Genomic DNA, 24,926 nt, shown 5'->3' with positions numbered 1-24,926 from the left:
TCGCTCATTCACTCCTTTTTTAAGAAAGTAACGATCACTTCCCAGCCAAACCCTTATCCTACCGGAGGCTAAATAGCAAACCCACGCCACCTAATGCAATTAAAACGCCTAAAATAGCTCTGGAACTGACCGTTTCACCCATCAAAATTACCAGGGGTAAAACAAACAAAGGGCTTGTGGAAGTGAGAGTTTGAGCAATGCCCACGGGTGCGAATTTCAGAGAAGTTTGTTGTAACCAGATGCCGAGGTAAGTGCTGAAAAAGGAAGTCAAAGCGATCGCTCCCAAGACTTGCCAAGATTGTAAAATCTTCAACGTCGAGACACTTCCGGCAGTCTTCTGCTGCTTACCTTTGAGCAACAACCACAGCACCAATACCAGCACCCCAGCTCCCAACCGCACCAGGGTACTCCACAAAGGGCTGATACTCGACTGCGCCAGCGCTGCACGGGAGAGGACTGCGCCATTTGCCTGTGAGACTGCTGCAAGCATTCCCCAACTGATACCGCGCACAGTCAGATGCGTGGTGTTGGCGGTGGAATTGGGCAAGCGTTCCGTCACCACCCAAGCAACGCCTAAAATCGTCAATAAAATACCGCACCAGGAAGCGCTGCTGAGCTTTTCTTGTAAAAAAATCAGGGCAAGCAGTGCTGCTAAGGGCGGTGCTAAGGTTTCTAATATTAAGGTGCGTCTAGGCCCCAAGTAGTTGATGGCGGCAAAATAAGCTGTATCTCCTACGCCAATTCCCAGTCCACCGCTGAGTAGCAGCAATGTCAGTGCAGTTGAGTTGATTTCAGGTAGCAGCTGACCGGAATAAAGTAGGGTGAGAATCAAAAGAGCGATCGCTACTATTCCCTTGAGGAAATTTAGTTCCAGTGGTGGAATTTGCCGACCCAAGCGACCATAAACTACGGATGCGATCGCCCACAAAAATGCGGCACCCAGCGCCGCCAGTTCTCCTTTAAAATTTGTAATCTCAATTAGAATATTTGCTAAAAATATCATTACAATCTCTGGCTTTGGTTAAATTAAATGTATATTTTACCTAAAGGTAGAGAACCTACTACCAGTATCGCACTCCTTTTGGCTGATACTTTTCTTAATTGCACATCAATAAAATTTACTTTAGTAGGATGCCAAGGATGTAACCAATGTGACCATACTATCTTCTAAGAATTGGTATGACTCACAAAGAGAGAACAAATTCAGGTGACGGCTATGAAATATACCTTTGAAATTTTAGGTGTTTCTCCCGTTTTATACTTCTTCAACCACCAACAGGAAATAATTCAAAAAGACCCCAGCATTGGGGTGGAATATTTGGGAACCCCTAAATGCACTCTTGACGCTTTTTTAGAATCAGTCGAGGTTGTTCCGCCTAAGCGAGGCTGGGATTTAGAAGAAGTTTTAAATACGGTAGTTGACTTCTGGGTGAACAATTCGGAAAATATCCAGTATTGGAACAAGCGGTTAAAGGATGCAGGAAGAGAGAATTTATTAGTTACCAGAGTCGCTGATTTTAATTCCTTAAAGGCTGAATTTGAATCTTTGTTTGGGGAAATATAGATGAACTAAGCTGCTTTACTTTCTAAGAGGATGTTTGAATTAGGTATGTAACTCTGAAATCTTAGAGGATGCCCCAAAAGTCATAGTCGAGACGCTTAGAGGGTGGAGATTCCCCTTGCATCCCCCTAAAAAGGGGGACTAAGACTTGATTCTCCCCCTTTTCTCTAGCGCCGCGGCGCTCTCTTCGCGGGGGCTAGGGGGATCAAGCTAAGTTTTGACACTTTTCTAAAGAATGATTGTAGGTTGAGTTTGTGGAAGCATCTGGGGGAAATTTCTTAGGGGGCAGACAATAAAATAGAATTTCTGCTAGGGCGCTAGGTTTTTGGACTCATCCCCCAACTTACGCGGGAGCGCAGTTTGCAGCGGATAACACTTGTCGCTATTCCCTGCCAAGCCGCTTCAGCCAGAATTAACCTGTAAGCATAAGCAAACAGCCATTACTAGCCAACGTATTCCTTTAATAATACAGATGTACTAAACTGGGTTTTACCCAGTCCAGAGGTAAAAGCAGAAATGCTAAAGTCTTTGGTCAAGCGATCGCAACCGAGTTCTCGTGGAATACTTTGGCTTTCTCTTTTGGGCAGGCGATTGCACTGCCCCTACGACTCAACACTATTGTGGTGGCAACAATGCAATAATTTGTTCCACAAACAGTTGATGATCGACAACTGGTTTAGAAATGTAGCTATCGGCACCGCTTTGCTTAAGGAAATTTTCCCGATCGCCCTCCATAGCGTGAGCCGTAACCAGGATAATAGGCAAATTAGCCGTTTGGGGATCAGCTTTCAACATTTGGGTAATTTTTATGCCATCAACCGACTTACCTTGGTAAACACTGTGTGCCAGGGATACATCCATCAAAATAATGTCAGCTTCTCCGGACTGGGCAATTTGCATTACCTCTTCCACATTTTCGGTATGCTTAACTGCCAAGCCACCTCGTTTGCTCAGAATCTTAGAAAAAACCCGAGCATTAATCGGATCGTCTTCTACAATCAGAACGGTTTTCATCGAGTTTTTCCTTTCTTTGGCGCTTGTTTGGAGAGTCGTGGTCATAACTGCGTTCCATCCTATTGTGAAAGGTTCTTTGTCACGTTGCCATTTGCTAAGCGATTTGTCATCAATCTCTAGATGCAAAAAAATTTTGTGTGTTCAGGAAATAGGAAATAAAACTCATGGCGAAACAATTGAACCTGCTGGCGACTGGACAGATCATCCCCACGCCTCTACACGCGGAGATGCAACGGTCATATCTTGAATATGCCATGAGTGTGATCGTCGGGCGTGCCTTACCCGATGTCCGCGATGGATTAAAGCCAGTTCATCGGCGTATTTTGTATGCCATGCACGAACTGGGATTGACTCCAGACCGCCCTTATCGGAAGTGTGCAAGGGTGGTGGGAGACGTTTTGGGCAAATACCACCCCCACGGCGACCAGTCGGTTTATGACGCTTTGGTGCGCCTGGTGCAAGATTTTTCCAGTCGCTATCCCCTACTAGCTGGTCATGGTAACTTTGGCTCGGTGGACAATGACCCACCAGCTGCTATGCGCTACACAGAGACGCGACTAGCGCCGATTGGCAATGAAGCGCTTTTGAGCGAAATTGGCGAGGCAACAGTTGACTTTATTGGCAACTTTGACAACTCCCAACAGGAACCAACTGTACTGCCAGCACAGTTGCCAATTTTGTTACTCAATGGTTGCGCTGGAATTGCCGTAGGTATGGCGACCAATGTGCCGCCGCACAACTTGGGTGAGGTGGTGGATGGTTTAATTGCCCTTATCGATCGCCCTGATTTATCGGACGAAAAGTTATGGGAGCTGGTTCCGGGGCCAGATTTCCCTACTGGGGGCGAAATAATTGGTACGGAGGGAATTAGAGAAGCTTACAGCACTGGGCGCGGTATTATTCCGGTGCGGGGAGTGGCTACGATTGAGGAAATGCCAGCCAGTCGCGGTCGTCGAGGACGGACGGCGCTGGTGGTGACAGAGTTGCCTTTCCAGGTGAATAAAGCATCTTGGATTGAAAAGGTGGCGGAACTGGTCAATCATGGTCGAATGGAGGGCATCGCGGATCTGCGCGATGAGAGCGATCGCGAGGGTATGCGCGTGGTGGTAGAACTGAAACGAGACGCCAACCCTCAAGATGTCCTCAGTAATCTCTACAAGCAAACTGCGCTGTGTACCAACTTTGGAGCGATTTTGCTGGCGTTGGTAGACGGACAACCGCGCCAACTGACGCTGCGCGAAATGTTGCACGAGTTTATCAATTTCCGCGAACAAACCCTGACTCGGCAGTATAGTCACGAGTTAGGGGAGGCAGAAAACCGCCTCCACATTGTGCAAGGGTTGGTAGCATCTTTATCTCAGCTGGATGCTGTAATTGAAATTCTGAGAAATGCTCCCGATGGTAGCAGTGCGAAAATCTCCCTGCAAGAACGGTTGAACATCAGCGAAGTGCAGTCAGATGCAATTCTGGCAATGCCAATGCGCCGCCTGACGGGGTTGGAGAGGCAAAACTTACAAACTGAGTTTGAGCAACTTTCAGAGAGAATAGGAGTATTGCGGGTTTTACTAAGCGATCGCCATGAATTGCTGAAAGCTTTGAAGAAAGATTTGCGAACTCTCAAACGTAAATTCGCAGATGCGCGTCGCACCAAAATAGTTGTCCCTCGTAAGTCGCGACAAACGGCTGAAACTAAAGAACGAAAAACTGACAAAAAACCTACAGCCGACAACCCACAACAAACAATAGACCCACAATCCTCAGAAGAAGTTACTCTGGAATTTACCCGTCGGGGGTATGTGCGGCGACTGTCAAAAAGTGGAAATAAATCAGCGTCTGGTAAAGGTAACGGTGGAAGTCGTCCAGATGATTTTGTGGTGCAATTAGAGCAGACTGACACTACAGCAGAATTAATAGTTCTGACTGGTGGCGGCAAAGCTTACCCGGTCAAAGTTCGCGATATTCCGCCCACAACTGGACAGTCGCGAGGCACGCCACTCATAACATTGTTGTCTAGTTCTGCTCAAGCTGCTGCTGAAACAATTGTTTCCCACTTTGTCTTACCAAAGGAGCCGGAAAACGCCGATTTAATTCTTTTGAGCAAACAAGGCAAAATTAAGCGTTTACCAATGGTAGAACTTGCTAATATTTCCGGTCGCGGCTTGACGATAATTAAATTGAAAGAAGATGATGAATTGAAGTATGTCAACCTGACTAAAAGCGGCGAACATTTAATTTTGGCAACTACTGGCGGGCGCTTGCTCAAGGTGGAAGTTACTGAGGAACAGTTCCCGGCAATGGGACGGGCAACGATGGGGGTGCAAGCATCGCGGTTGCGCCGTGGTGAGCAAGTTGTCGGGTGTGTAACGCTGCGTCCTGATGATAATGTATTGCTGGTTTCTGGGTTGGGTTACGCTAAACGCTTGCCTGAAAATACTCTGAGATTGGGAAATTTGGGCGACATTGGAACTCAGGTGATGCAGTTTACTGATAAAACTGATGTTTTGCTGGGAATGATACCAGCTAGAAAGGGAGAGGCGGTAATGCTGCTGACGAGTCGAGAGCGAGTAGTGCGAAGTCCTATAGATTCAATCAGGTTTTGGGGGAAAGATGGGACAGGCGATCGCATTCTTCAACCCAACGCTGACGAAAAAATCGTCAATGTAGTTATTGGTCAGTAGCTAAGGGCTAATAGCTAATAGCTAATGGGAAGAGAAAACAATTAGCTATTAGCTATTAGTTATGGCAACCTGCGACCAGTCGTGAAGATGCTGCACGCGATCGCTAAATTCTGGCCATCCAATCAATGTGCAACGCTGATTGTTGCGCGGCTTTGTAAGTAACCGAGAATAGATTGGTAGTGGATATTGATTCATCGTGGCAAAAGTTGTTATAGAGAACGTTTACAAAAGCTTTTCCGCTCGTAAAGGGGAAGTTGTCGCACCAGTAACGGCAGAACTGCTGACATCAGTAGATGAAGCAGACAAGTCTTCGCCCACTGGAAATACAAATGTCTTGCGACGGATTCATCTGACGGTGGAAGATGGCGAATTTATGGTGTTGGTGGGGCCTTCTGGTTGCGGCAAAAGTACCCTGTTAAGGATTATTGCCGGACTCGAAGAGTTGACTGGCGGCAATATCTGGGTAGGCGACTCCTTGGTGAACGACTTACCGCCGAAGGAACGAGACATCGCGATGGTGTTTCAAAGCTACGCCCTCTATCCCCACATGACGGTTTATGACAACGTCGCCTTTGGATTGCGACGCACAGGGAGAGGGGGAGAAGGGGAGAAAAACCCTTCACTCACTCCTAAGTCCTCTTTGCCAATTTGGGCGGAAAATCTGTTGGTGGAGATGACGCGATCGCTTCCCAAACATCTTCGCTACATACCAGAACGCGAGAAAGCGATTAATGAGCAGGTGCGGACGGTGGCTCAATTGTTGCAAATTGAGCCGCTCTTAAACAGGTTGCCAAAACAACTATCGGGAGGACAAAAGCAGCGAGTTGCATTGGGAAGAGCGATCGCGCGTAACCCCCAAGTGTTTTTGATGGACGAACCCCTATCTAACTTAGATGCTAAACTCCGGGCGGAAACTCGCGCCCAAATTGTCAAGCTTCAGCGACAACTAGGTACGACAACAATATACGTCACCCACGACCAAACTGAAGCGATGACGATGGGCGATCGCATTGCGGTGATGAATCACGGTAAAATCCAGCAAATCGCCGCACCTTTGGAAATTTATAACCATCCTGCTAACCGCTTCGTGGCGGAATTTATCGGTTCTCCCCCGATGAATTTTCTCCCAGTACAGGTGAAAGCCCCCTTGTTAATTACCCATTCTCAGTTTCGCCTCACCTTACCTGATATTTGGGCATCGACACTGCAAAAATACGACACGCGATCGCTTACTTTAGGCATCCGTCCCGAACACTTAATTATCGGCGTTCCCGCCCCTAAAAATCTACAGGTGCGAGTTGATTTGGTGGAAGCGCTAGGCAACGAAACTTATTTATCTGTAACTTTGTTTGATTCACCCACCACATCTCCCTTACAAGTCCGAATCCCACCAGACAAAGAGGTGAAAATAGGCGATCGTTTGTGGTTATCCCTAACACCAGAAAAAATTCATTTCTTCGATCCACAAACTGGCATGGCAATTACCTCGCGTTAGTCATTAGCTCATTGCTAATAGCTAATTGCTAACTGCCATCTTGTTTATTACCATTAGCTATTAGCCCTTAACCTATGACAACACTAAATGCCCGCAATTTATCTCTAGACGATGTTTATCGTCTTTTAAGATTTCAAGAGCAGTACAACGGCTCATTCATACCTTTATTATCGCTAGAAACTCTGACAGAATTTGAACAGCAAGAACTTCTACAAATTAGGAATGACTTTCGGCACTACCTAACAGCAGGAAAAGTCTTAGAAGGACAGGTGAAGTTGCTTGTTCTCGGCCCATTACTGCGATTAGCTGGCTTCTATCACCACCCTCTCTACATTACCTTGGAAGAGAATATTGCTGACATCACTATCTTAGATGAAGACACAAATATTACGGGGCGGTTTGATATGTTAGCTGTTAACAAGTTTCAACGAACAACAGCTAACATACTTCTTTGGATATTGGTAATTGAATCTAAAAACAGTCAAGTAGACGCATTAGCGGGTTTACCTCAATTGCTCACCTATGCCTATAACAGTTTAGAGCATCAAGAATCAGTTTGGGGGCTAACAACAAACGGCGTAAGTTATCGCTTTGTGTATATTAGACAGGGAAACCCTCCAACTTATCAGATAATGCCAGAGTTAAACTTGATTGACTCTGAACGTTTAATTCAATTGCTACAAGTTCTCAAAGCCCTTTGTAAGTTAATAGTATAGCGAAACCCAACAAACCTGATATTAGCGTTGGGTTTTGTTACCTCAACCCACTTGCTTCTACAAATTTGGTAATCTAATCCTGCGCCTTGTTTTTAAAAACCCTATTTTTTCAAGCTTTCTATAACTTCAATCAATTCGTGGGGATTGTAAATTAGAAAATCTGGATTATGCTTGGCTAATACTTCTTTGGAATTAAACCCCCAACTGACTGCGATCGCTTTCACATTACTTTTTCTTGCTGCTTCTATATCTCTAGTTTCATCTCCAACATAAATAACATCTTGTTGTTTGATTTTATGTTGTTTTAAAAAACTATTTATTACCTTGTGCTTGCCAAAAACAGTAGGAGCTGAGTAAAGAAAATCAAAGACTTCTAAAAATACATTATTTTCCAAAAATAATGTCACATTATCTTGGGAATTAGAAGTAATAATTCCTAAAGTATTACCTTGAGCTTTTAGCTCTATAAGAGCTTCTTTAATTCCGGGAAATGGTTTTAGCTCTTGAATTTTATTATTTAAGCCTGCTCTAACTTTCCTCAGCAGAAAGGGTAACTTAAAGAAGGAAACGCCAGATTTGTGAATAATTTCTCTGGAACTTAAATTTCGGAATTGTTCTATATCCTCTAGAGTGGCTAGCTTATAACCAAATTCTAAGGCTAAACAATTAGTAATACTCACAATGGCATCGAACGTATCAGCAATTGTGCCATCAAAATCAAAAATAATGGCTTTTTCGGTCATCGGTTTGGGTGTATCTCAACTTGGGATGAATTTTGTTTTGTGTACCGCCCACTTCTCCACCCTATTTTATTGGTTTAGTTCCCTGAAGCTTCTAGATTTGTTCTGGCATTGCGCCGCAACATCTCTGGTTTGATCCGCCGCAGGGCTGAGGCTGGAAACCGACGATCCCATTCTTCATCAGAAATTTCAGCTAACTCTGTTAAAGTGGGAGCCACATTTTCAGGATAAGGCTGAAACTCTGTAACGTCAGTAGGCTTAGCGAAACGCTGGTTCCAAGGGCAAACATCCTGGCAGATATCGCAACCAGCAACCCAGCCTTGTAAATGGGGCGCGATCGCATCCGGCAACTTTTGAGTTCGATTCTCAATCGTGTGGTAAGCGATGCACCGCGAAGCGTCTACCACAAAGGGCTGAGTAATTGCACCCGTAGGACAAGCATCTAGACAACGAGTACAAGTCCCACAATGTTCAGTATGAGGCAAGTCAGGCGTTAAGTCGAGGTTAGTCAAAACTTCCCCCAAAAACACCCAAGAACCGTACTCTCGCGTAATGACATTCCCGTTTTTGGCAATCCAGCCAATCCCAGCCTGCTGCGCCCAGACTTTATCTTGCACTGGCCCAGTATCAGCATAGTAACGCGCCTGAATACCTTCGCCTTGTTCTTGCAACCAGTTAGCTAGTGCTTTCAACTTTTTATGCAAAACTTTGTGATAATCCCGTCCCCAACCGTAACGGGAAATTTTCGCATATTCGCTGCCTTCGGGACGCTGCTGAGGCGTGTAATAGTTGAGGGCAACACAAATGAGCGATCGCGCCTCTGGCATCACCAGGCGAATATCCTGACGCTTGGGATTCGCCATCCATTCCATATCTGCCTGATAGCCTTGTGCCAGCCACGCCTGCAATCTCTGCGTCTCTAAGCCGTCTGCTGCCCCATCTACAGCCGCAATTCCCGCCTTGTGGAATCCTAACTCCAAGGCGAGTTGCTTCACCTGACTGCTGCTGACGGACACTTTCACACTCATTTTGGATACGTTTTTAATTATCCGAATTTCATTCTAACGTCAATAAAAAACTATATACTTTAGCTTTTCTGTACTGTTTTTCTTATCAAAATGGCTAATGAGGACATTTTGGGAAAATCCCTCTAAAAGAGCAGGTGTAAACCTGCTTTTTTGTTTAATACTAATAGCGTGGTTTCTTCTTAAACTGATGACACTTGCCGACAATTTGCCCGCAACCGAATCTGTTTCTACCACTGAGTTGAAAATTGAAGGACTAAATGAGCCAGTGGTACTGCGTTACTTTGAAACGATGAACGCAAGTGACTTTGAAGCAACAGCTGCTTTGTTTGCAGAAGATGGAGCAATGAATCCTCCGTTTGAGTCGGCGATAGTGGGGCCAGAGGCGATCGCATCTTACCTGAAAGCAGAAGCCCAAGGATTTACACTTTCTCCCCGTCAGGGAATTGCCGAAACTTTAGAAGACACTAATACACAAGTCCAAGTCAGCGGCAAAGTGCAAACACCTGTGTTTGCTATCAACGTCTCCTGGCTATTTATCCTTAACCCAGAACATCAAATTATTTCCACCACTATCAAACTCTTGGCATCTCCCCAAGAACTCTTAAATCTACGCCGCTAAACGATATTGTCTCTCGTTAAGAGTCACAGACTGAGAATGCCTGCTGTGTTGGCTTCACTAACACGCTTAAATTTGAAGAGAAAGCAGGCACCTCCCAATCGGCATTCCCAGTCCCAGCCTGGAAACGAGGGCAATTTGATTACGCTGCTGATTGTTGCCAAGAAAGCGCCAACATCTCACGCCATAACTCTAGATCCTTGGGAGCGCATACCCAATCTGGGTGACTTGTCCGCAGCAGACTTTCGAGTGTTTCCTGGTCAAAAAGGTGCCATACGGGTGCGCCATTCACAACAGACGCTACCGCAAAGCAATTTTCGCTGATACAGTGAATGGTACAAAAACAGGTTGTCCGCTCTATCCTCATCTGCTCCTCTGGCTGCATAGCTCTAAACAGCCGGATTGTTTGCTTCCACTCATCCAGAGAGCATACATTTAAACCAGGAATTGCTACTTTCAGAGTGCGATCGCCATTTACCGCAATCCAGTAGTAGCGTGCTGGATCGATTCCCTCCAGCCAGGGTGATTCATCATCAAGGCGGTAACGTGGAGCCAGGGGAAACAAGTGTTTCATAGCGATCGCCAACGCAAAATTAAAATTTAATGTCTTAACTTTTTCAAATAGTAAATATTAATTAGACTAAATCAATTCTTCTTAGTAAAACTTGACAAACAGGTTTTTTCTTCAACCTTTTTTACAAAGCTATCCCATCCCCATTGCCAACAACCCAGCTTTAAAAGGTAAGCAAATTTTAGGTCAAAAGCTTTGCTTGAGTCCCCTGCGTTGAACTGTAAGACACCCTAATTGAATATTCCCTGATACTGCCCTAAGCTTTAGTTGCCTCTGGTAAACTTGCTTCCAACTTCAGACAGTTGCGACCATTTACCTGTAAGCGGTACTCCACCCTGTCCATTAGTCGGTTCATAATTAACCAACCATAGCCGCTTTCCTGTTTATCATCCGGGTTGGGTGGTAGATAAGTTGATAAATCAAATCCCTGACCGTGATCCCAAATTTCCAGAGCAATATCCCGATCTTTCAGCTCCAGACGAATCAACACTGGCAGATTTGGTTGATCTCTATGAGCATGACGCACCACGTTTGAGTATGCCTCCACCAAAGCCAATCGTAAGCGATTCGATTGACGAGGCCAATCAACCGAGTCGGTCAGCTCAACTTCCAAACAGCCCAGCAGCCAGCTTTCGACAATCGTCAAAAACTTTAAGTCACTTGGTACGTGCAGCTCAGTTCTCATTTATTTAAAGAACCTCCAGAGAGAGTATAGTTTGGTCGTCTTCCTGAACGTTGTTCGTCTGTTCTCGAATGCGGGCTAATAAGTTGGTCAAATTGAAAGGGGCAGGCTCTTGCCTAAGAAGTTTCCAAAGACCATCTTGTGTCAGCATACTACCCTGGGCGTCCAAGCTCCCACCAACATCAGATTGACCCGGTTCGAGGGACTGAGTGACAGTCGCTTCGGTGATCCCGTCACTCGTCAGCAAGAATATTTCCCCTGCATTTAAAGTTACCTGTCCCTGCTTGGCTTTCCAGACTGGTAAAATCCCTAGAGGAATGCCACGAGTCTTCAGGAAATTCGGCTCAAGTGCCGAGTCCTCAAGTTGTGCTGATTGTTGCAACACTGCTTGATGCGACCATATGAGGGGGTAGATGTGACCAGCATTGGCATAGACGAGAGTATGATCTGCTGGAGTATAACGAGCCAGCACCATTGTAATAAAGCAGTTAGTGCTGACTAAATCATCTGACATAATACTGTTTAAATTCCGCATTACGACATCTGGCTCCGGAGAAATTTCTTGAGCCAGTTCCCGGCGCAACACGGAAATCGCACTAGCCATAAATAACGCGGCTGGTACGCCTTTACCAGATACATCTCCTACTGCTAGCCAGATGTCGCCTTGGGGATGGAAATATACTTCAAAAAAATCACCCCCCACTTCTCTAGCTGCTACGCAACAGGCTTGTACCTTAAGACCTTCTACTTCTGGCCAGCTTTGCCGCAGTAGGTTGTTTTGGATTTGGCGTGCTACCTCTAGTTCGGCGCGCATTTGCTGAGCCTGCTGTTGCGTGCGCTGGTAGAGTTTTGCCTGAGAAATTGCCAATGCTGCTTGTTCGGCAACACCTTCAATTAGCTGCACTTCTTGGGGTTCCCACATCCCATTTTGAGTGTCCTGATAGAGGCACAGAACTGATTGCTGCTGCTGCTGGTAGATCAGGGGTACAACTAGATGGGTGTATTGCGTTCCTTGTTCTTCGCCTTGAGCCAATTGTGTTTGGTGAGTCTCAAGGGCAGCTTCGAGGGCGGAATCAACATTAGGGAATTGACTAGCGGCGGCATTAGGATCTTGGTATGAGAAGGCTTCGCTCGTCAAGCGATCGCCTTCTACTGGTCTGAGAATACAACGGCTTGCCTCAAATGTCTGACCAATCGTATTCACAACCGTTTGCAGCATACTGTTGTAGTCCAGTGACTCCCGAATGGCAGTTGTCACCGCATTAAACAGTTCTTCTCGTCGCAAAGCACGGCGCAGTTCGTTTGTTCTTTGCTTTAGAACCTTGTAGGTTTCTGAAGCTTGTTGAACTACTGCTTTTAGGTTCTCTGGGTTCCAGGGTTTGGTGATGTATTTGAATACCTGACCTGAGTTAATTGCGTCCACCAAGTCTTCAACATCCGTGTATCCGGTTAACAGGATGCGAATTGTATCAGGGAAGCGCTCAACTGTTTTGCTTAAAAATTCCGTGCCGTTCATCTGGGGCATTCGCTGGTCAGAGATAATCACAGCCATTTCCCCTTCTGCCTCCAATACTTGCAGCGCCAAGGCGGCGCTGTCGGCTTTGAAGACTCGAAAATCTCGGCGGAATGTGCGATACAGCAAATCTAGGTTGTCATGCTCATCATCAACCACCATCAGTTTGAGTTTGCTCCCTTCTGCCTGACTCATCGGCTCATACCAATTTTGGATTGTGGATTGTGGATTGTGGATTGTGGATTGGAAAAAAGGTAATTGCTAACACCCCATTTTGGCTTTTCACCTCTTCCCCAGTCACCTCCTCTCCATATATCGCTTGAGGGTTAAGATTAAACATCGACAGCTTAAGGGTAATCCAAATGGTCATACTTTGTTTTAATACAGCCAACCGGAGACAACGCTAAAAGCGTTTTTACCCTGTCAGATGCCGCTGGTTGATGATTTGGTCAGAACGATAGCTGATAAAAAGTTTAAAATGCAAAATTAAAAATTTAATCATCACTTTTTTAATTTTTAATTTTGCATTTTAAATGATGGCTCAACAGTGTTTATCCTACTAAACCAGAGCGCAATGCACGCACAGCTGCTTGGGTGCGGTCATCAGCACACAGCTTATTTAAGATGTTCCGGACGTGGGTTTTTACGGTTCCTACGGTGATGTATAGTTTTTCGGCGATCGCGGCATTGCTACAGCCTTCTACAATCAGTTGCAGAACTTCCAATTCCCTTTCTGTCAAGGGGTAAGCTTCTATTAGCTGAGAGTATTCTGGCTCTGTAGCATGAATTATTACCGTTTTTGATGCAGGTGCTAAATCGCCTCCTGCTTGACTAGCTCTGGTCTGCCTTAAGACAATTCGGGCGATCGCTGGATCGATCCATCCGTTGCCTTCGTGAGTCACTTGCAGCGCTTCGAGCAATTTATCAAAACTGATATTCTTCATGCAGTACGAGTCTGCACCTGCTGCGAATGCCGCCAGCACTGCTTCTTCGTCATCCTGCAAGGTCAACACCAATACTTTCGTGTTAGCTGGGTCTTCCAATGCCGCCTGCGCTTCTTTGAACGTTCTTGTTAATTCAATCCCGTCCATATCTGGCAGACCAATATCGACAATGGCGACATCTGGCTTGGTCGATTCCAGTAACTTCAGACCTTCGGCGGCATTTGCTGCCTCGCCGACAAATTCTATTTCCCCACGCTGTTGCAGCGCTGTTCGTATCCCGACCCTGGTTAGGTCGTGGTCTTCAATTAAAGCTACGCGAATTTGGCTCATCTTTTACTTCCACACTTTCCAATTCTATGACTTTCTTAAAATAATTGAGTTTATAAACATTTTGTTGCAGTCAATTAAAGTTCATCCCTTCAGTGTTCTGATAATTTATTCCCTCCCAAGCAAATTTCAGCACTCTTGTTTACTAAGGGTAGTCTAGGTAAAACATTAAACTACATTAATGTCAAGGGCAGCGTTGGTTTCTGGTGACAGTTTAGGGACTGGTTAATTGTAGTACAAACCTGTGAGCGATCGCGCCCTTTAAACCACCACTGCTCTTGATTTTCTCAAGACCCTATACTCAAACACGGAACACAGCCAAAGCACACCACGCGATCGCACCCAGAGATATGCGTTGCTGGACGCTGGATGTTATCAGCTATAATTCTCCACATTGCTTGAGTTGGTGCCATTAGAACAATCACGGTTTTCAACTAGCGCTGGTATGAGTATACCGGGTTGGCAGCCTTAGAATCACCCTTTTTGCAGATTTCTTAAAATCTCGATCTTCAAAAGGGATTGGGGATTAGGGCAAAGCAAATACAGCGCTGCCTCATCGACATGGTATAGTTTGCCTAATGCCTATTAGGGTTTGACTTGTTGGAACAGGGGTGGTTCTATATTAATCCCTATCAGGGATTGAAATAAAAGCACAAAACAAAAAGTTCGTAATGACCGCCTCTGGAACTCAACAACTGCATCTTCTCTGGTCAGACTTACCCGTGCGTCGGCGGGGTGCGCTGATTATTGCTATTCCCATTTTGTGCCTTTTAACTTCAGTCGTAGCGTTTGCGGCACTTCAACGCAGTAACGCAGTGGCGCAACAGTATGTAGACCATACTCAAAAGGTGCTTTTGTATGCCAATCGCTTGCTCACAGCTTTAGTGAATGCCGAAACTGGAGTGCGGGGTTATGCTCTAACCAATCGCCCTGAATATCTGCAACCCTATGATGCTGGGATGGCTAGCATTCCTCACACTATGGAGGAACTGAGTCAGCTAGTCAAAAATAAACCAGAACAGGAACAACGATTCCGAGAGATTCAATCGCTCTCCCAGCGAAAAATCGAGATTATGAACCAAAATGTGGCTAAGTTAAGAGCCATCCAACAAGGAGGCACTGACACCTTCAGATTGGATGCTCAAGACAAAATCACTATGGATGCCATTCGTCGGCAAATTACTGATTTTTCTAGGGAAGAGGAGATACTGCTTTCTCAGCGCAAACAGGAATTAAACCAGCAGCAGGTAATTACCATAGGGGTACTAGGCACTACGGTAATACTTGGGGTGGTAGGCTCACTGGCAGCTGTGTATCTGTTTGACCAGTTAGACCGGGAACTCGCAGAACGGCAAACTGGCTTGCGCGAAAGTAACATTCGCATCCAAGCAATTTTGGATAATGTGGTTGATGGAATTATCACCATCAATGAGCAGGGACACCTGGAGTCTTTTAATAAAGCTGCGGGGATGATGTTTGGTTATGAACCAGAGGAAGTTGTTGGCAAAAACCTGAAACTCTTGCTGGCACAATACTTTAGCGGTGATAGCGTCCAAACTCTGAACCGCTTTGTTGGCAATGACTATTCCAAAATTCGGCGACTGCAAGAGACCGTGGGACAGCGGCAGAATGGGACAGTGTTCCCGATGGAATTAGTCTTTAGCGAAATGCGATTGGACAATCAGCACCTGTTAATTGGGATTGTCCGTGACATTACGGAGCGCAAGCAGTCGGAGGAAATTCTGCGAAAACAAGCGACTCTGCTCGACTTGGCGAATGATACGATTATTGTGCGCGATCGCCACGATCTGATTACCTATTGGAATCAGGGTGCAGTGCGGATTTATGGCTGGAGAAAAGAAGAAGCCATTGGTCAATTGAGCCACGCCTTATTCAAAACCGAATTTCCGCAACCGTTAGAGGAAATTCAAGAAGTCTTCCAAGAAGAAGGTTATTGGAAGGGTGAAGTTGTTCACACCAAGCGCGACGGAAGCAAGATTACTGTTTCTAGTCGTTGGTCGTTGCAGGTGGATGATGACGGGGAACCGTTAGCAATTCTGGAAATTAACAGCGACATCACCGACCGCAAAAAAGCTGAAGAAGATTTGCGATCGCGTGCAGGAGAATTAGCCAGACTAGGTTCTATCCTGGTTCAAACTAACACCGCCCTAGAAAAACGCAACCAAGAACTCGACCAGTTTGCTTATATTGTCTCCCATGACCTGAAAGCACCCTTGAGAGCGATCGCTAACCTCTCCACTTGGATTGAAGAAGATTTACCTGGTGAATCCGAAGAAACCCAGCGCAATATAACTTTACTGCGATCGCGCGTTCATCGTATGGAAGCACTGATCGATGGCATCCTCCATTATTCCCGCGTCGGAAGAGTCAAAGCATCAGTTGAAAAAGTGGACGTTGCCAACTTACTAGCAGAGATCGTAGACTCCCAAGCACCCCCACCCGCCTTTACCATCAGCGTACAACCGGGAATGCCCACTCTTTCCACCCAACGCCTGCTCTTACAACAAGTTTTTGCCAACCTGCTTTCCAACGCCATCAAACACCACGATCGAGCCGATGGAACGGTGACAATATCTGTTCAAGACCAAGGCAACTTTTACGAATTTGCTGTAGCAGATGATGGCCCAGGAATTGCTACCGAGTACCACGAGAGAGTTTTTGAGATTTTTCAGACCTTAAAAGCCCGCGATACAGCGGAAAACACTGGCGTTGGTTTATCTCTGGTTAAAAAAATTGTTGAGGCTCAAGGGGGAAGCGTCCGCTTGGAATCTCAAATAGGTCAAGGATCGACATTTCGCTTTACCTGGTCTAAATTTGCGCCAAGAAGCGAGGAGTTAGAAGTTATGAGTTAGGAGTTGAGAGGCGAGAAGTTTGCTCGTTAAATACACGCCTATAGGCTGTAGACGAAGCGTTCCCCAAGGGTAAGGTAGCTTAGTTTGTATACCCGCGTGTAGAGACTTTGCTAGCAAAGTCTCTACATTTAGAAGGCGTTTTTACTCAAAACGCAAAACTATGAAAAAAATTGGTCGCCCTCCTAGTGGTGGATGCCGAAGAAGCTGTTGTGTGGCATTTTGTCATTAGGAGGATGGAGCTTTTGCCTAGTGGTTTGCTCTCAGCTTATGCGTTACGGTGTCCCTATAGTAGCGGTAATACTAGCTTTGCTAATTAAACTGCTAGTAGACACTCTAAATATAAATAGTGAAAAAAATAGCTATTTTAGCTTGATTTTTATCGCTATTTTAATTGGTGTCTTGTATGGTGGCATCCAAAGAGGAATGTTGACCTCTGTTTTAGCCACTTTCTTGCAGGTAAAAAAGCATCAAGAAACTAGAAGCGGCCAAAGTAAAACTACTTTGGCGACAACAAGTTTAGTGAGTCTGGTTAATACTTATCGCCAAAAGCTGCAAGGCGATCGCGCTATCCCTACCCAAAAGCAAGAAACTACACAAGATGCACTCCAGATACTCAGCTTTCATCTAGAAAACTCACCACTAGCAGTCATCGAGTGGGATAGTAACTTTCGGGTGATCAAGTGGTCGCAGCAAGCCGAAACCCTATTCGGATGGGACGACCAACTAATGGGTAAACATCCGAGCGAATGGAAATTCGTAGTACCTGAAGATTTGGCATCTGTCAATGGGGTAGTATCCCGGTTACTCAATGGCAGCGAACGGCGTAATATTTCTCAAAACCGGAACTATAGGAAAGATGGCTCGATTATCTACTGCGAGTGGTACAACTCCGCTTTAGTAGATGAGTCGGGAAATGTGGTTTCGGTGCTGTCTCTGGTTTTAGATATTACTGAGCGACAGCAGACAGAAGCAGCGCTGCGTAAAAGTGAGGAGAGACTGCGGTTATCCCTAGACGCGGGAGTAATGGGGATTTGGGACTGGAACATTCTGACGGGGGAGCTGGCGTGGTCGGATACGCTGGAACCGATGAATGCTATAGCTACTGGAAGCGGGACTTTTGCCGATTTTATTGAAAAGATTTATCCTGAAGACCGGGAGTTTGTAGAGAAAGCGATCGCGCAATCTGTAGAGCAGAAAACCAATTACGCCATTGAATTCCGGATTATTTCCCCTAACGGCAATATCTGCTGGATTGGGGGAAAAGGTCAGGTTTTTTGCGACGAAACAGGAAATGCAGTCAGAATGCTCGGTGTGTGCATGGATATCACCGAGAATAAGCGATCGCAAGCAGCATTGCGAGAAAGCGAAGAACGTTTCCGCACAATGGCAGATAGTGCGCCAGTGTTGTTATGGATGTCCGGGACAGATGCACTGTGTAATTTCTTCAATCAAAGTTGGCTTACCTTCAGAGGACGAACTCTGGAGGAAGAAATGGGCAATGGTTGGACTCAAGGGGTGCATCGAGATGATTTCCAACGTTGCTTAGATACCTACATGACGGCTTTTAACGCCCGCGAAAATTTCCAGATGGAATACCGTCTTTTGCGTGCAGATGGGGAGTATCGCTGGGTTTTGGATAGAGGAAGACCGCGATTTATACCCGATGGCACTTTTGCTGGCTATATTGGCTCTTGTATTGACATCACCGAGCGCAAAAAAACTGAAGAAGATTTGCTTACCCGTGCGAAGGAATTAACCCGTCTGAGTGGTATTCTCGCCCAGACTAACATTGACTTAGAGAAACGCAACAAAGAACTCGACCAGTTTGCTTATATTGTCTCCCATGACTTGAAGGCACCATTGAGAGCGATCGCAAATCTCTCGACTTGGATTGAAGAAGATATCGAAGATAAACTCGATCCGGAAACGCGCCGTAACATGGATTTACTGCGGGGGCGCGTTCATCGCATGGAAGCACTAATTAATGCACTTTTGCAGTATTCCCGCATCGGACGGGTGAACAAACCACCAGAACTTGTAAACTTAGCAACCTTACTACCAAACATTATCGGCTCCTTGGCAGCTCCTCCAACCTTTACCATCACCATAGAGCCGGGAATGCCAACGTTATTTACACAACGCTTGCTCTTAGAGCAAGTGTTTGCTAATCTGCTGAGCAACTGTATTAAACACCACCCTTGGTCAGAGGGAAATGTGACAATATCTGTCCAGAATAGAGAAACCTGCTACGAATTTGCGGTCGTAGATGACGGAAATGGGATCGCTCCCCAATATCATGAAAAAGTTTTCGTGATGTTTCAGACACTGGAAGCGCGAGACAAGGTAGAAAATACTGGTGTTGGTCTAGCTATTGTTAAAAAAATTATTGAACAGCAAGGAGGAACAATTTGGCTGGAATCTCAATTAGGGCAAGGAGCAACTTTCTATTTCACCTGGCCTAAACAGGCAAAAAGTAAGTAATTTGGGACTGGGGGAGGATGCTCCCAATTACCAGTTTTAATTAACTTTAATATATGGAAGGTAAAATGACAAATCTGTTGCTTGTTGATGACGATGAAGTTGATGTGATGACGGTGCGACGAGCCTTTAAAAAAAACAATATCACCAATCCCTTTTATGTCGCCCACAATGGGTTAGAAGCGCTGGCTATTTTGCGGGATGAGGACAATGTAACAAAAATTCCGCGAGAGCGTCGGTTAATCTTACTCGACCTTAATATGCCGAAAATGGGCGGAATTGAGTTTTTGCGAGAGTTGCGGGCAGATCCGGAACTCCGATCAACGCCCGTGATTGTCCTCACTACTTCCAATGAAGACAAAGATAAGGTAGAAGCTTATAATTTGAATGTGGCAGGCTATATTCTTAAACCAGTAACATTTACTAAATTTGTGGAAGCAGTGGCAACACTCAATCAATACTGGATGCTCAGTGAAATGCCGTAATTAGTCAGTTGTCAAGTTGAAACGTTAGAAGATATTACGAAATATTAAAATCTGAAAATATTCAAACGTTGAAACGTCAACAGACAACAGACTAAAACTAATTTACATGGAAGAAACTTTAAAGATACTGATAGTTGATGACGATGAAGTAGATCGAATGGCGGTGCGGCGATCGCTAAAAACTGCTGGCATAAAAATGGAAGTGGTGGAAGCAATCAATTGTCAAGAAGCGATCGCATCTTTACGTCATGGTGATTTTGACTGCGTTTTTCTCGACTATCGCCTCCCCGACGGTGACGGACTAAGCTTGGTGCAAGATATCCGCTCGTCTGGGTTTAAAGCCGCTCTGGTAGTATTAACTGGCCAAGGAGACGAACAAATCGCCGTCGAGGTGATGAAAGCAGGTGCATCAGATTATATTTCTAAAAGCAAAGTCTCCCCAGAAAGTCTCGCCCGGTCGCTCAGAAATGCCATTCGGCTGAATCGGGCTGAAACGCTTGCCCAGACAGCCAATCAGCTACTCCAAGAAAGCGAACAACGCTACCGATTTGTTCTAGAAGGATCGAACGACGGTATTTGGGACTGGGATATCAGTAGAAACCAAATTTACTGCAATGAGCGCTGTTTTGAAATCACTGGCTTGTCCGGCGATGGGTTTGTAAGCACTTACGATGCGTTTTGTCAATTAATACATCCAGAAGATAGACAGGGGATTATCAAGATCGTCACCGCTCACCTAGACCTAGAGCGTGAATGTAATGTGGAATTTAGACTGCGCCATGTCTCCGGGGAATATCGTTACTGTATTGCCAAAGGCAAAGCTCAACGGGATAGCACAGGCAAAGCGTTCCGGATGTCCGGTATTATTAGCGACATCACGGAGCGCAAGCAAGCTTTAGAAAGGCAGCGTTTCCTAGCTGAGGCTAGTGCCGTCCTCTCTGCTTCCCTAGACTACCAGGGAACTATGGAAACTCTGGCACGACTGGTGGTGGCTCACATAGCAGACGTGTGCCTAATAGACATTCTGGAAGCAGATGGCTTAGTGCGTCGGCTGGGGGCGGCTGTTTCAGATCCCAGCCAAGAAAATTTGGTGCGCCAGCTAAAGCACCGCTACCCGCCGGACATCAACGGAGAACATCCGGCGATGAAAGTGTTGCGTACTGGCAATTCGGAATTAGTTCCAGAAATTACCGACGACATATTGGTAGCCGCTACCCGCGATGCCGAACACCTGCAAATAGTTCGGGATATGGGCTTCCGCTCTTATATAGTAGTGCCGCTGTTGGTGCGCGGGCGGGCAATCGGCGCGATTTCGTTGGTTTGCACCCAACTAAAAGCAGCCTACGACGTATCAGACTTAGCGCTGGCGGAAGAACTCGCCCGTCGTGCTGCCTTATCGGTGGAAAATGGGCAACTATACCGGGAAGCGCAGGAAGCGAGTAATAATTTACGCAGGGCAATTATCATTCTGGGGGAACAACAGCAACAACTGCGGACGCTACAGCAACTGACAAATTTACTTAACCAGCGTCTGTCAGATTTACCAGGGTTGTTGCGGCTGATGGTGCAAGCAGTTTGCGATGCGATCGCAGGCGCTGAGTTTTGTTTCATAATGTTGCAAAATCCCCAATGCGATCGCTTGGTGCTGACGGTCACGGCGGGAATAGGTACGGACAAGTTGCAGCTAGAAGATGGCTTTGGTTCAGAGGAAGGATTGCTTTCTCAGGTGTTTTTGACAGGAGTTTCCCAGCTGATTCAGGACGAGGAAAGAGGCAAAGAGGGACACAGCCAAGGTTCCCAGATGGCTGCTTCAATGTATGTGGTGGCAATTGAGTCGGCGCAAGCGGGACGGTTAGGAGTGCTGGCGATTGGTAACTGGGAAGACACTCATGCTTTTGACCAAGAAGACGGATTTCTGCTGGCGGCGGTGGGAGAACAAGCAGCGATCGCAATCAATAATGCTCGTCTGATTAATACTTTAGAGGAACGAGAGGAACGTTTAGCTTACCAGAATGAAATCTTGGCTCAACAAAACCGGGATTTGGAAAGTCTTTCAACTCAGATTCAACTGCAAAACCTGCAATTAATGGAAGCTGCTAGATTGAAATCGCAGTTTCTCGCCACCATGTCCCACGAACTGCGGACACCAATGAATGCCGTGATTGGGTTTTCTCAGTTACTGTTGCGCCAGCGGCAAAATCCGCTTACCTCGCACCAAGAAGATATGGTGGAACGGATTCTCAGCAATGGCAAACACCTGTTAACGCTAATCAATGACATTCTCGACTTATCGAAAATTGAAGCCGGAAAACTGGAACTCAAACCAGACCAATTTAACTTGGTGCATTTAGTCAGAGCAACAACTGATGAATTGCGATCGCTTGCTTCAGAGAAGAATCTGAGTTTAGAGGTTCAGACAGATTTAGCTAACCCGCAAATAATAAACGATAGCGCTCGCGTGCGGCAAATTTTGGTAAATCTTCTTTCCAATGCGATTAAGTTTACCGAATTCGGTGGTGTATGGGTCAAGCTTTGGGAAGTTTCTCCTGATGAAGTTGCGATCGCTGTTAAAGATACAGGTATCGGCATTGCTGAAGAAAACCTAAACCATATTTTTGAAGAATTTCGGCAAGTCGATCAATCCCTCTCTAAAAGGTATGCTGGTACAGGTTTGGGGCTTGCCATCACTAGCTCATTAGTACAATTAATGCACGGTAAAATATCAGTAGAGAGTAAGCTGGGACAAGGGTCTACTTTTGAAGTAGTCTTCGCTCGCAACGTTAGTAAGTAGTCAGCGGAGGTTGGACTCGCGCGTCAGCGTATCCCCCCTGGAGGGATGTGAAGTTTGAGCAGGTGCGAAACTAAAGTATAATTAATATTAACTAACCGATAACTCATAAGTAATAAGCAATAACTAATGGCTACCATAGAAGTCCTATTTTATTTATAGATTTAGGACTCAGGAGAGCCAGTCGCAGCTGATACTACCAACGAAAGAGTCGTGAAATAAATTTCACAGCTCAAAGCTCAAACCCGTTGAAACGGGTTCAAATCAATAAATACCAAGCATTTTAGTCCGTTTTAACGGACTTAAGCTTTCAGCCCGAACTTTAGTTCAGGGCTTGACCTACCAACGAAAGAGTCGTGAAATAAATTTCACAGCTCAAAGCCCAAACCCGTTGAAACGGGTTCAAATCAATAAATACCAAGCATTTTAGTCCGTTAACACGGACTTAAGCTTTCAGCCCGTTCGCGTAGCGTTCCCGAAGGGTACTTTAGTTCAGGGCTTGAGCGCAGAGCCAAAGTTAAGTGCCATTCCGTTTAAGACTGCTATAACTACTGACTAATAACAACTTGTAGTCTGAATAACAATCTACTTTATCTCTAAAAAAGCATCTTCCACTAGACATAAAAAGCTGTTTTCACAAAAGTAATTAGGAGTTAAATGCCCGGTCACGACATAATTGTTATTGGTGCCTCCGCAGGTGGAGTAGAAGCTCTGTCAAAGCTGGTCAAGGCTTTGCCGAGTGATCTGCCAGCTGCAATTTTTATAGTTCTTCACGTTCCAGCCCAAGGCACCAGCTTGATGCCAGATATCCTGAACCGTTGCGGCACCTTGAGAGCCTGGCACCCCGAAGACGGAGCGCCAATTCAGCACGGGAAGATATACGTAGCACCGCCAAATTATCACCTACTGGTCAAACGTGGATGCGTCCAGGTAGCGCGTGGGCCCAAAGAGAACGGTCACAGACCAGCAGTCGATCCTCTGTTTCGCACGGCGGCGCAGCACTACGGGCGGCGAGTAATTGGTGTGGTGCTGTCAGGAAATCTTGACGACGGTACTGCTGGTTTAGCAGCGGTGAAAAGCCGAGGCGGTATGGCAATTGTTCAAAATCCCGACGAGGCCCTGTTCAGGGGTATGCCGCGCAGCGCTATCGAGAATGTAGATGTAGATCATATTTTGCCTTTGAATGCGATCGCTCCCTTCTTAGTACGCTTGGCTCAAGAGCAAGTGCAAGAAAAACAAGCAGATTCTGCATCTGCTGAGATGGAAATAGAAACCGATTTGGTGGAATTAGATATGGCTGCTCACTCAAAATATGAAAGACCAGGGACACCCTCTGGTTTTGGCTGTCCAGATTGCGGCGGCGCATTGTGGGAACTGGGTGACGGAAAAGTGATCCGCTTCCGGTGTCGCACAGGTCACGCCTTTTCTGGGGAAACTCTCCTAGCGGAGCAATCAGAGACGCTAGAAACCGCACTGTGGAGCGGACTTCGAGCGCTGGAGGAGCGGGCGGCTCTTGCCCATAAGATGTTTAAAGGCGCACACGATCGCAACCAAACCAGGTCAGCTGAACGCTTTGCACAGCAGGAAGAGGAGGCACAGCAAAACGCCGCCGTTATCCGGGAAGTGCTGTTAAAAGGCCTTAAAGATGGAGATGGGGAGGAAGTGGAAAATGGGCAGGATGGGAGAGTAAACAACAAAAACGGGCAAGAGGGAGAGAGTGGGAGAGTAACAATTCCCCAATCCCCAGTCCCCAATCCCCAGTCCCCAGTCCCCAGCCCCCAATCCCCAGTCCCCAGCCCCCAGTCCCCATTCCCCATAGTGGCGATCGCATCCTCTGCTGGAGGGATGAAAGCCTTAACTACGCTTCTGTCTGCCTTACCGGAAAACTTTCCGGCAGCGATCGTAATAGTGCAGCACCTAGAACCCCACCGTGCTAGCCTACTATCTGAAATCTTGGATAAGCGCACAACTCTGGCGGTTAAGCAGTCACAAGAGGGAGATCAATTGCGTCCCGGAGAAGTCTACATCGCTCCTCCCAATCATCATCTGCTGGTTAACACAGACGCTACCATCTCCTTATCAAAAACCGAATTGGTAAACTTTGCGCGCCCCTCAGCCGATCTGCTATTTGAGTCAGTAGCAGCTAGTTTTAAAGAACAAGCGATCGCCGTCATCCTGACTGGCAAAGGTTTCGATGGTGCCAGCGGTATCAAGGCAATCAAAAAGATGGGAGGCAAAACGATCGCGCAGGATCAAACATCTTCAGATAGTTTCGGGATGCCAGAAAACGCCATTGATACAGGCTGTATCGATTGGATTCTCCCATTAGATAAAATCGCTACTACTTTGTTAAATCTGATGATGGATAGTCGTTATTCATAGTCTTTAATAATAATGTCGTTAGCTAATAGCTAATT

At 46.0% G+C, this 24,926-nt stretch carries 20 protein-coding genes; 10 read left to right on the top strand and 10 right to left on the bottom strand.

Annotated features, from left to right (window positions below; translation table 11 throughout):
• Positions 1 to 58: 58 nt before the first annotated feature.
• On the bottom strand, positions 59 to 1,003 hold the full coding sequence (locus H6F74_RS06230; protein WP_190437848.1) for a DMT family transporter: 945 nt from the start codon (positions 1,001 to 1,003) through the stop codon (positions 59 to 61).
• A gap of 213 nt (positions 1,004 to 1,216) precedes the next feature.
• Here H6F74_RS06230 and H6F74_RS06225 point away from each other — a divergent pair, with 213 nt between their 5' ends.
• Positions 1,217 to 1,564, top strand: coding sequence for a hypothetical protein (locus H6F74_RS06225; RefSeq protein ID WP_190437843.1), 348 nt, complete (start codon positions 1,217 to 1,219; stop codon positions 1,562 to 1,564).
• 612 nt (positions 1,565 to 2,176) lie between these two features.
• On the opposite strand, the gene H6F74_RS06220 is transcribed toward H6F74_RS06225, so the two are convergent.
• On the bottom strand, positions 2,177 to 2,575 hold the full coding sequence (locus H6F74_RS06220) for a response regulator (protein ID WP_190427293.1): 399 nt from the start codon (positions 2,573 to 2,575) through the stop codon (positions 2,177 to 2,179).
• Positions 2,576 to 2,739: 164 nt separating this feature from the next.
• Here H6F74_RS06220 and gyrA point away from each other — a divergent pair, with 164 nt between their 5' ends.
• Positions 2,740 to 5,253, top strand: a complete 2,514-nt coding sequence (gene gyrA, locus H6F74_RS06215) for a DNA topoisomerase (ATP-hydrolyzing) subunit A (RefSeq protein ID WP_190437840.1) — start codon at positions 2,740 to 2,742, stop codon at positions 5,251 to 5,253.
• 48 nt (positions 5,254 to 5,301) lie between these two features.
• Here gyrA and H6F74_RS06210 read toward each other — a convergent pair whose 3' ends face one another.
• Positions 5,302 to 5,448 (bottom strand): hypothetical protein, encoded by a 147-nt coding sequence (locus tag H6F74_RS06210; RefSeq protein WP_190437837.1) that lies wholly within the window; start codon positions 5,446 to 5,448, stop codon positions 5,302 to 5,304.
• Between the two features lies 1 nt (position 5,449).
• On the opposite strand from H6F74_RS06210, the gene H6F74_RS06205 reads away from it, so the two are divergent.
• Entirely contained in the window at positions 5,450 to 6,748 is a 1,299-nt protein-coding gene (locus H6F74_RS06205; protein WP_190437834.1) for an ATP-binding cassette domain-containing protein, read from the top strand.
• Between the two features lie 74 nt (positions 6,749 to 6,822).
• The gene (locus H6F74_RS06200; RefSeq protein WP_190437831.1) at positions 6,823 to 7,464 is read left to right on the top strand and encodes a restriction endonuclease subunit R; all 642 of its coding nucleotides are present in this window, start codon (positions 6,823 to 6,825) and stop codon (positions 7,462 to 7,464) included.
• Positions 7,465 to 7,565: 101 nt separating this feature from the next.
• Here H6F74_RS06200 and H6F74_RS06195 read toward each other — a convergent pair whose 3' ends face one another.
• Entirely contained in the window at positions 7,566 to 8,207 is a 642-nt protein-coding gene (locus H6F74_RS06195; protein WP_190437828.1) for an HAD-IA family hydrolase, read from the bottom strand.
• Positions 8,208 to 8,281: 74 nt separating this feature from the next.
• A complete protein-coding gene (gene queG, locus H6F74_RS06190; protein ID WP_190437825.1) occupies positions 8,282 to 9,232 on the bottom strand; it encodes a tRNA epoxyqueuosine(34) reductase QueG in 951 nt (316 codons plus the stop codon).
• A gap of 187 nt (positions 9,233 to 9,419) precedes the next feature.
• Here queG and H6F74_RS06185 point away from each other — a divergent pair, with 187 nt between their 5' ends.
• The gene (locus H6F74_RS06185) at positions 9,420 to 9,851 is read left to right on the top strand and encodes a ketosteroid isomerase family protein (protein WP_190437822.1); all 432 of its coding nucleotides are present in this window, start codon (positions 9,420 to 9,422) and stop codon (positions 9,849 to 9,851) included.
• Between the two features lie 139 nt (positions 9,852 to 9,990).
• On the opposite strand, the gene H6F74_RS06180 is transcribed toward H6F74_RS06185, so the two are convergent.
• From H6F74_RS06180 to H6F74_RS06160, 5 genes are all read right to left on the bottom strand, one after another.
• Complete coding sequence (locus H6F74_RS06180) at positions 9,991 to 10,422, bottom strand: hypothetical protein (RefSeq protein ID WP_190437819.1); 432 nt, start codon at positions 10,420 to 10,422, stop codon at positions 9,991 to 9,993.
• Between the two features lie 253 nt (positions 10,423 to 10,675).
• Positions 10,676 to 11,104 (bottom strand): anti-sigma regulatory factor, encoded by a 429-nt coding sequence (locus H6F74_RS06175; RefSeq protein WP_190427323.1) that lies wholly within the window; start codon positions 11,102 to 11,104, stop codon positions 10,676 to 10,678.
• A 4-nt stretch (positions 11,105 to 11,108) separates the two neighbouring features.
• On the bottom strand, positions 11,109 to 12,809 hold the full coding sequence (locus H6F74_RS06170; RefSeq protein ID WP_190437817.1) for a SpoIIE family protein phosphatase: 1,701 nt from the start codon (positions 12,807 to 12,809) through the stop codon (positions 11,109 to 11,111).
• 4 nt (positions 12,810 to 12,813) lie between these two features.
• Positions 12,814 to 12,984: a hypothetical protein gene (locus tag H6F74_RS06165; RefSeq protein WP_190437813.1), complete on the bottom strand. Its 171-nt coding sequence runs from the start codon at positions 12,982 to 12,984 to the stop codon at positions 12,814 to 12,816.
• A 181-nt stretch (positions 12,985 to 13,165) separates the two neighbouring features.
• Positions 13,166 to 13,888, bottom strand: a complete 723-nt coding sequence (locus H6F74_RS06160; RefSeq protein WP_190437810.1) for a response regulator transcription factor — start codon at positions 13,886 to 13,888, stop codon at positions 13,166 to 13,168.
• Positions 13,889 to 14,556: 668 nt separating this feature from the next.
• Between H6F74_RS06160 and H6F74_RS06155 the strand changes: the two genes are divergently transcribed.
• From H6F74_RS06155 to H6F74_RS06135, 5 genes are all read left to right on the top strand, one after another.
• Positions 14,557 to 16,758, top strand: a complete 2,202-nt coding sequence (locus H6F74_RS06155; RefSeq protein WP_190437807.1) for a PAS domain S-box protein — start codon at positions 14,557 to 14,559, stop codon at positions 16,756 to 16,758.
• 192 nt (positions 16,759 to 16,950) lie between these two features.
• Positions 16,951 to 19,239, top strand: coding sequence for a PAS domain S-box protein (locus H6F74_RS06150; RefSeq protein WP_206756292.1), 2,289 nt, complete (start codon positions 16,951 to 16,953; stop codon positions 19,237 to 19,239).
• Positions 19,240 to 19,292: 53 nt separating this feature from the next.
• Positions 19,293 to 19,721, top strand: a complete 429-nt coding sequence (locus H6F74_RS06145; protein ID WP_190437801.1) for a response regulator — start codon at positions 19,293 to 19,295, stop codon at positions 19,719 to 19,721.
• A gap of 106 nt (positions 19,722 to 19,827) precedes the next feature.
• Positions 19,828 to 22,512: an ATP-binding protein gene (locus H6F74_RS06140; RefSeq protein ID WP_190437798.1), complete on the top strand. Its 2,685-nt coding sequence runs from the start codon at positions 19,828 to 19,830 to the stop codon at positions 22,510 to 22,512.
• 654 nt (positions 22,513 to 23,166) lie between these two features.
• The gene (locus H6F74_RS06135) at positions 23,167 to 24,891 is read left to right on the top strand and encodes a chemotaxis protein CheB (protein ID WP_190437796.1); all 1,725 of its coding nucleotides are present in this window, start codon (positions 23,167 to 23,169) and stop codon (positions 24,889 to 24,891) included.
• Positions 24,892 to 24,926 lie beyond the last annotated feature (35 nt).

This window comes from Trichocoleus sp. FACHB-90 (genome assembly GCF_014695505.1).
Taxonomy (GTDB): Bacteria; Cyanobacteriota; Cyanobacteriia; order Cyanobacteriales; family FACHB-T130; genus Funiculus; species Funiculus sociatus.
This window is presented reverse-complemented; position numbering and strand designations above follow the sequence as displayed.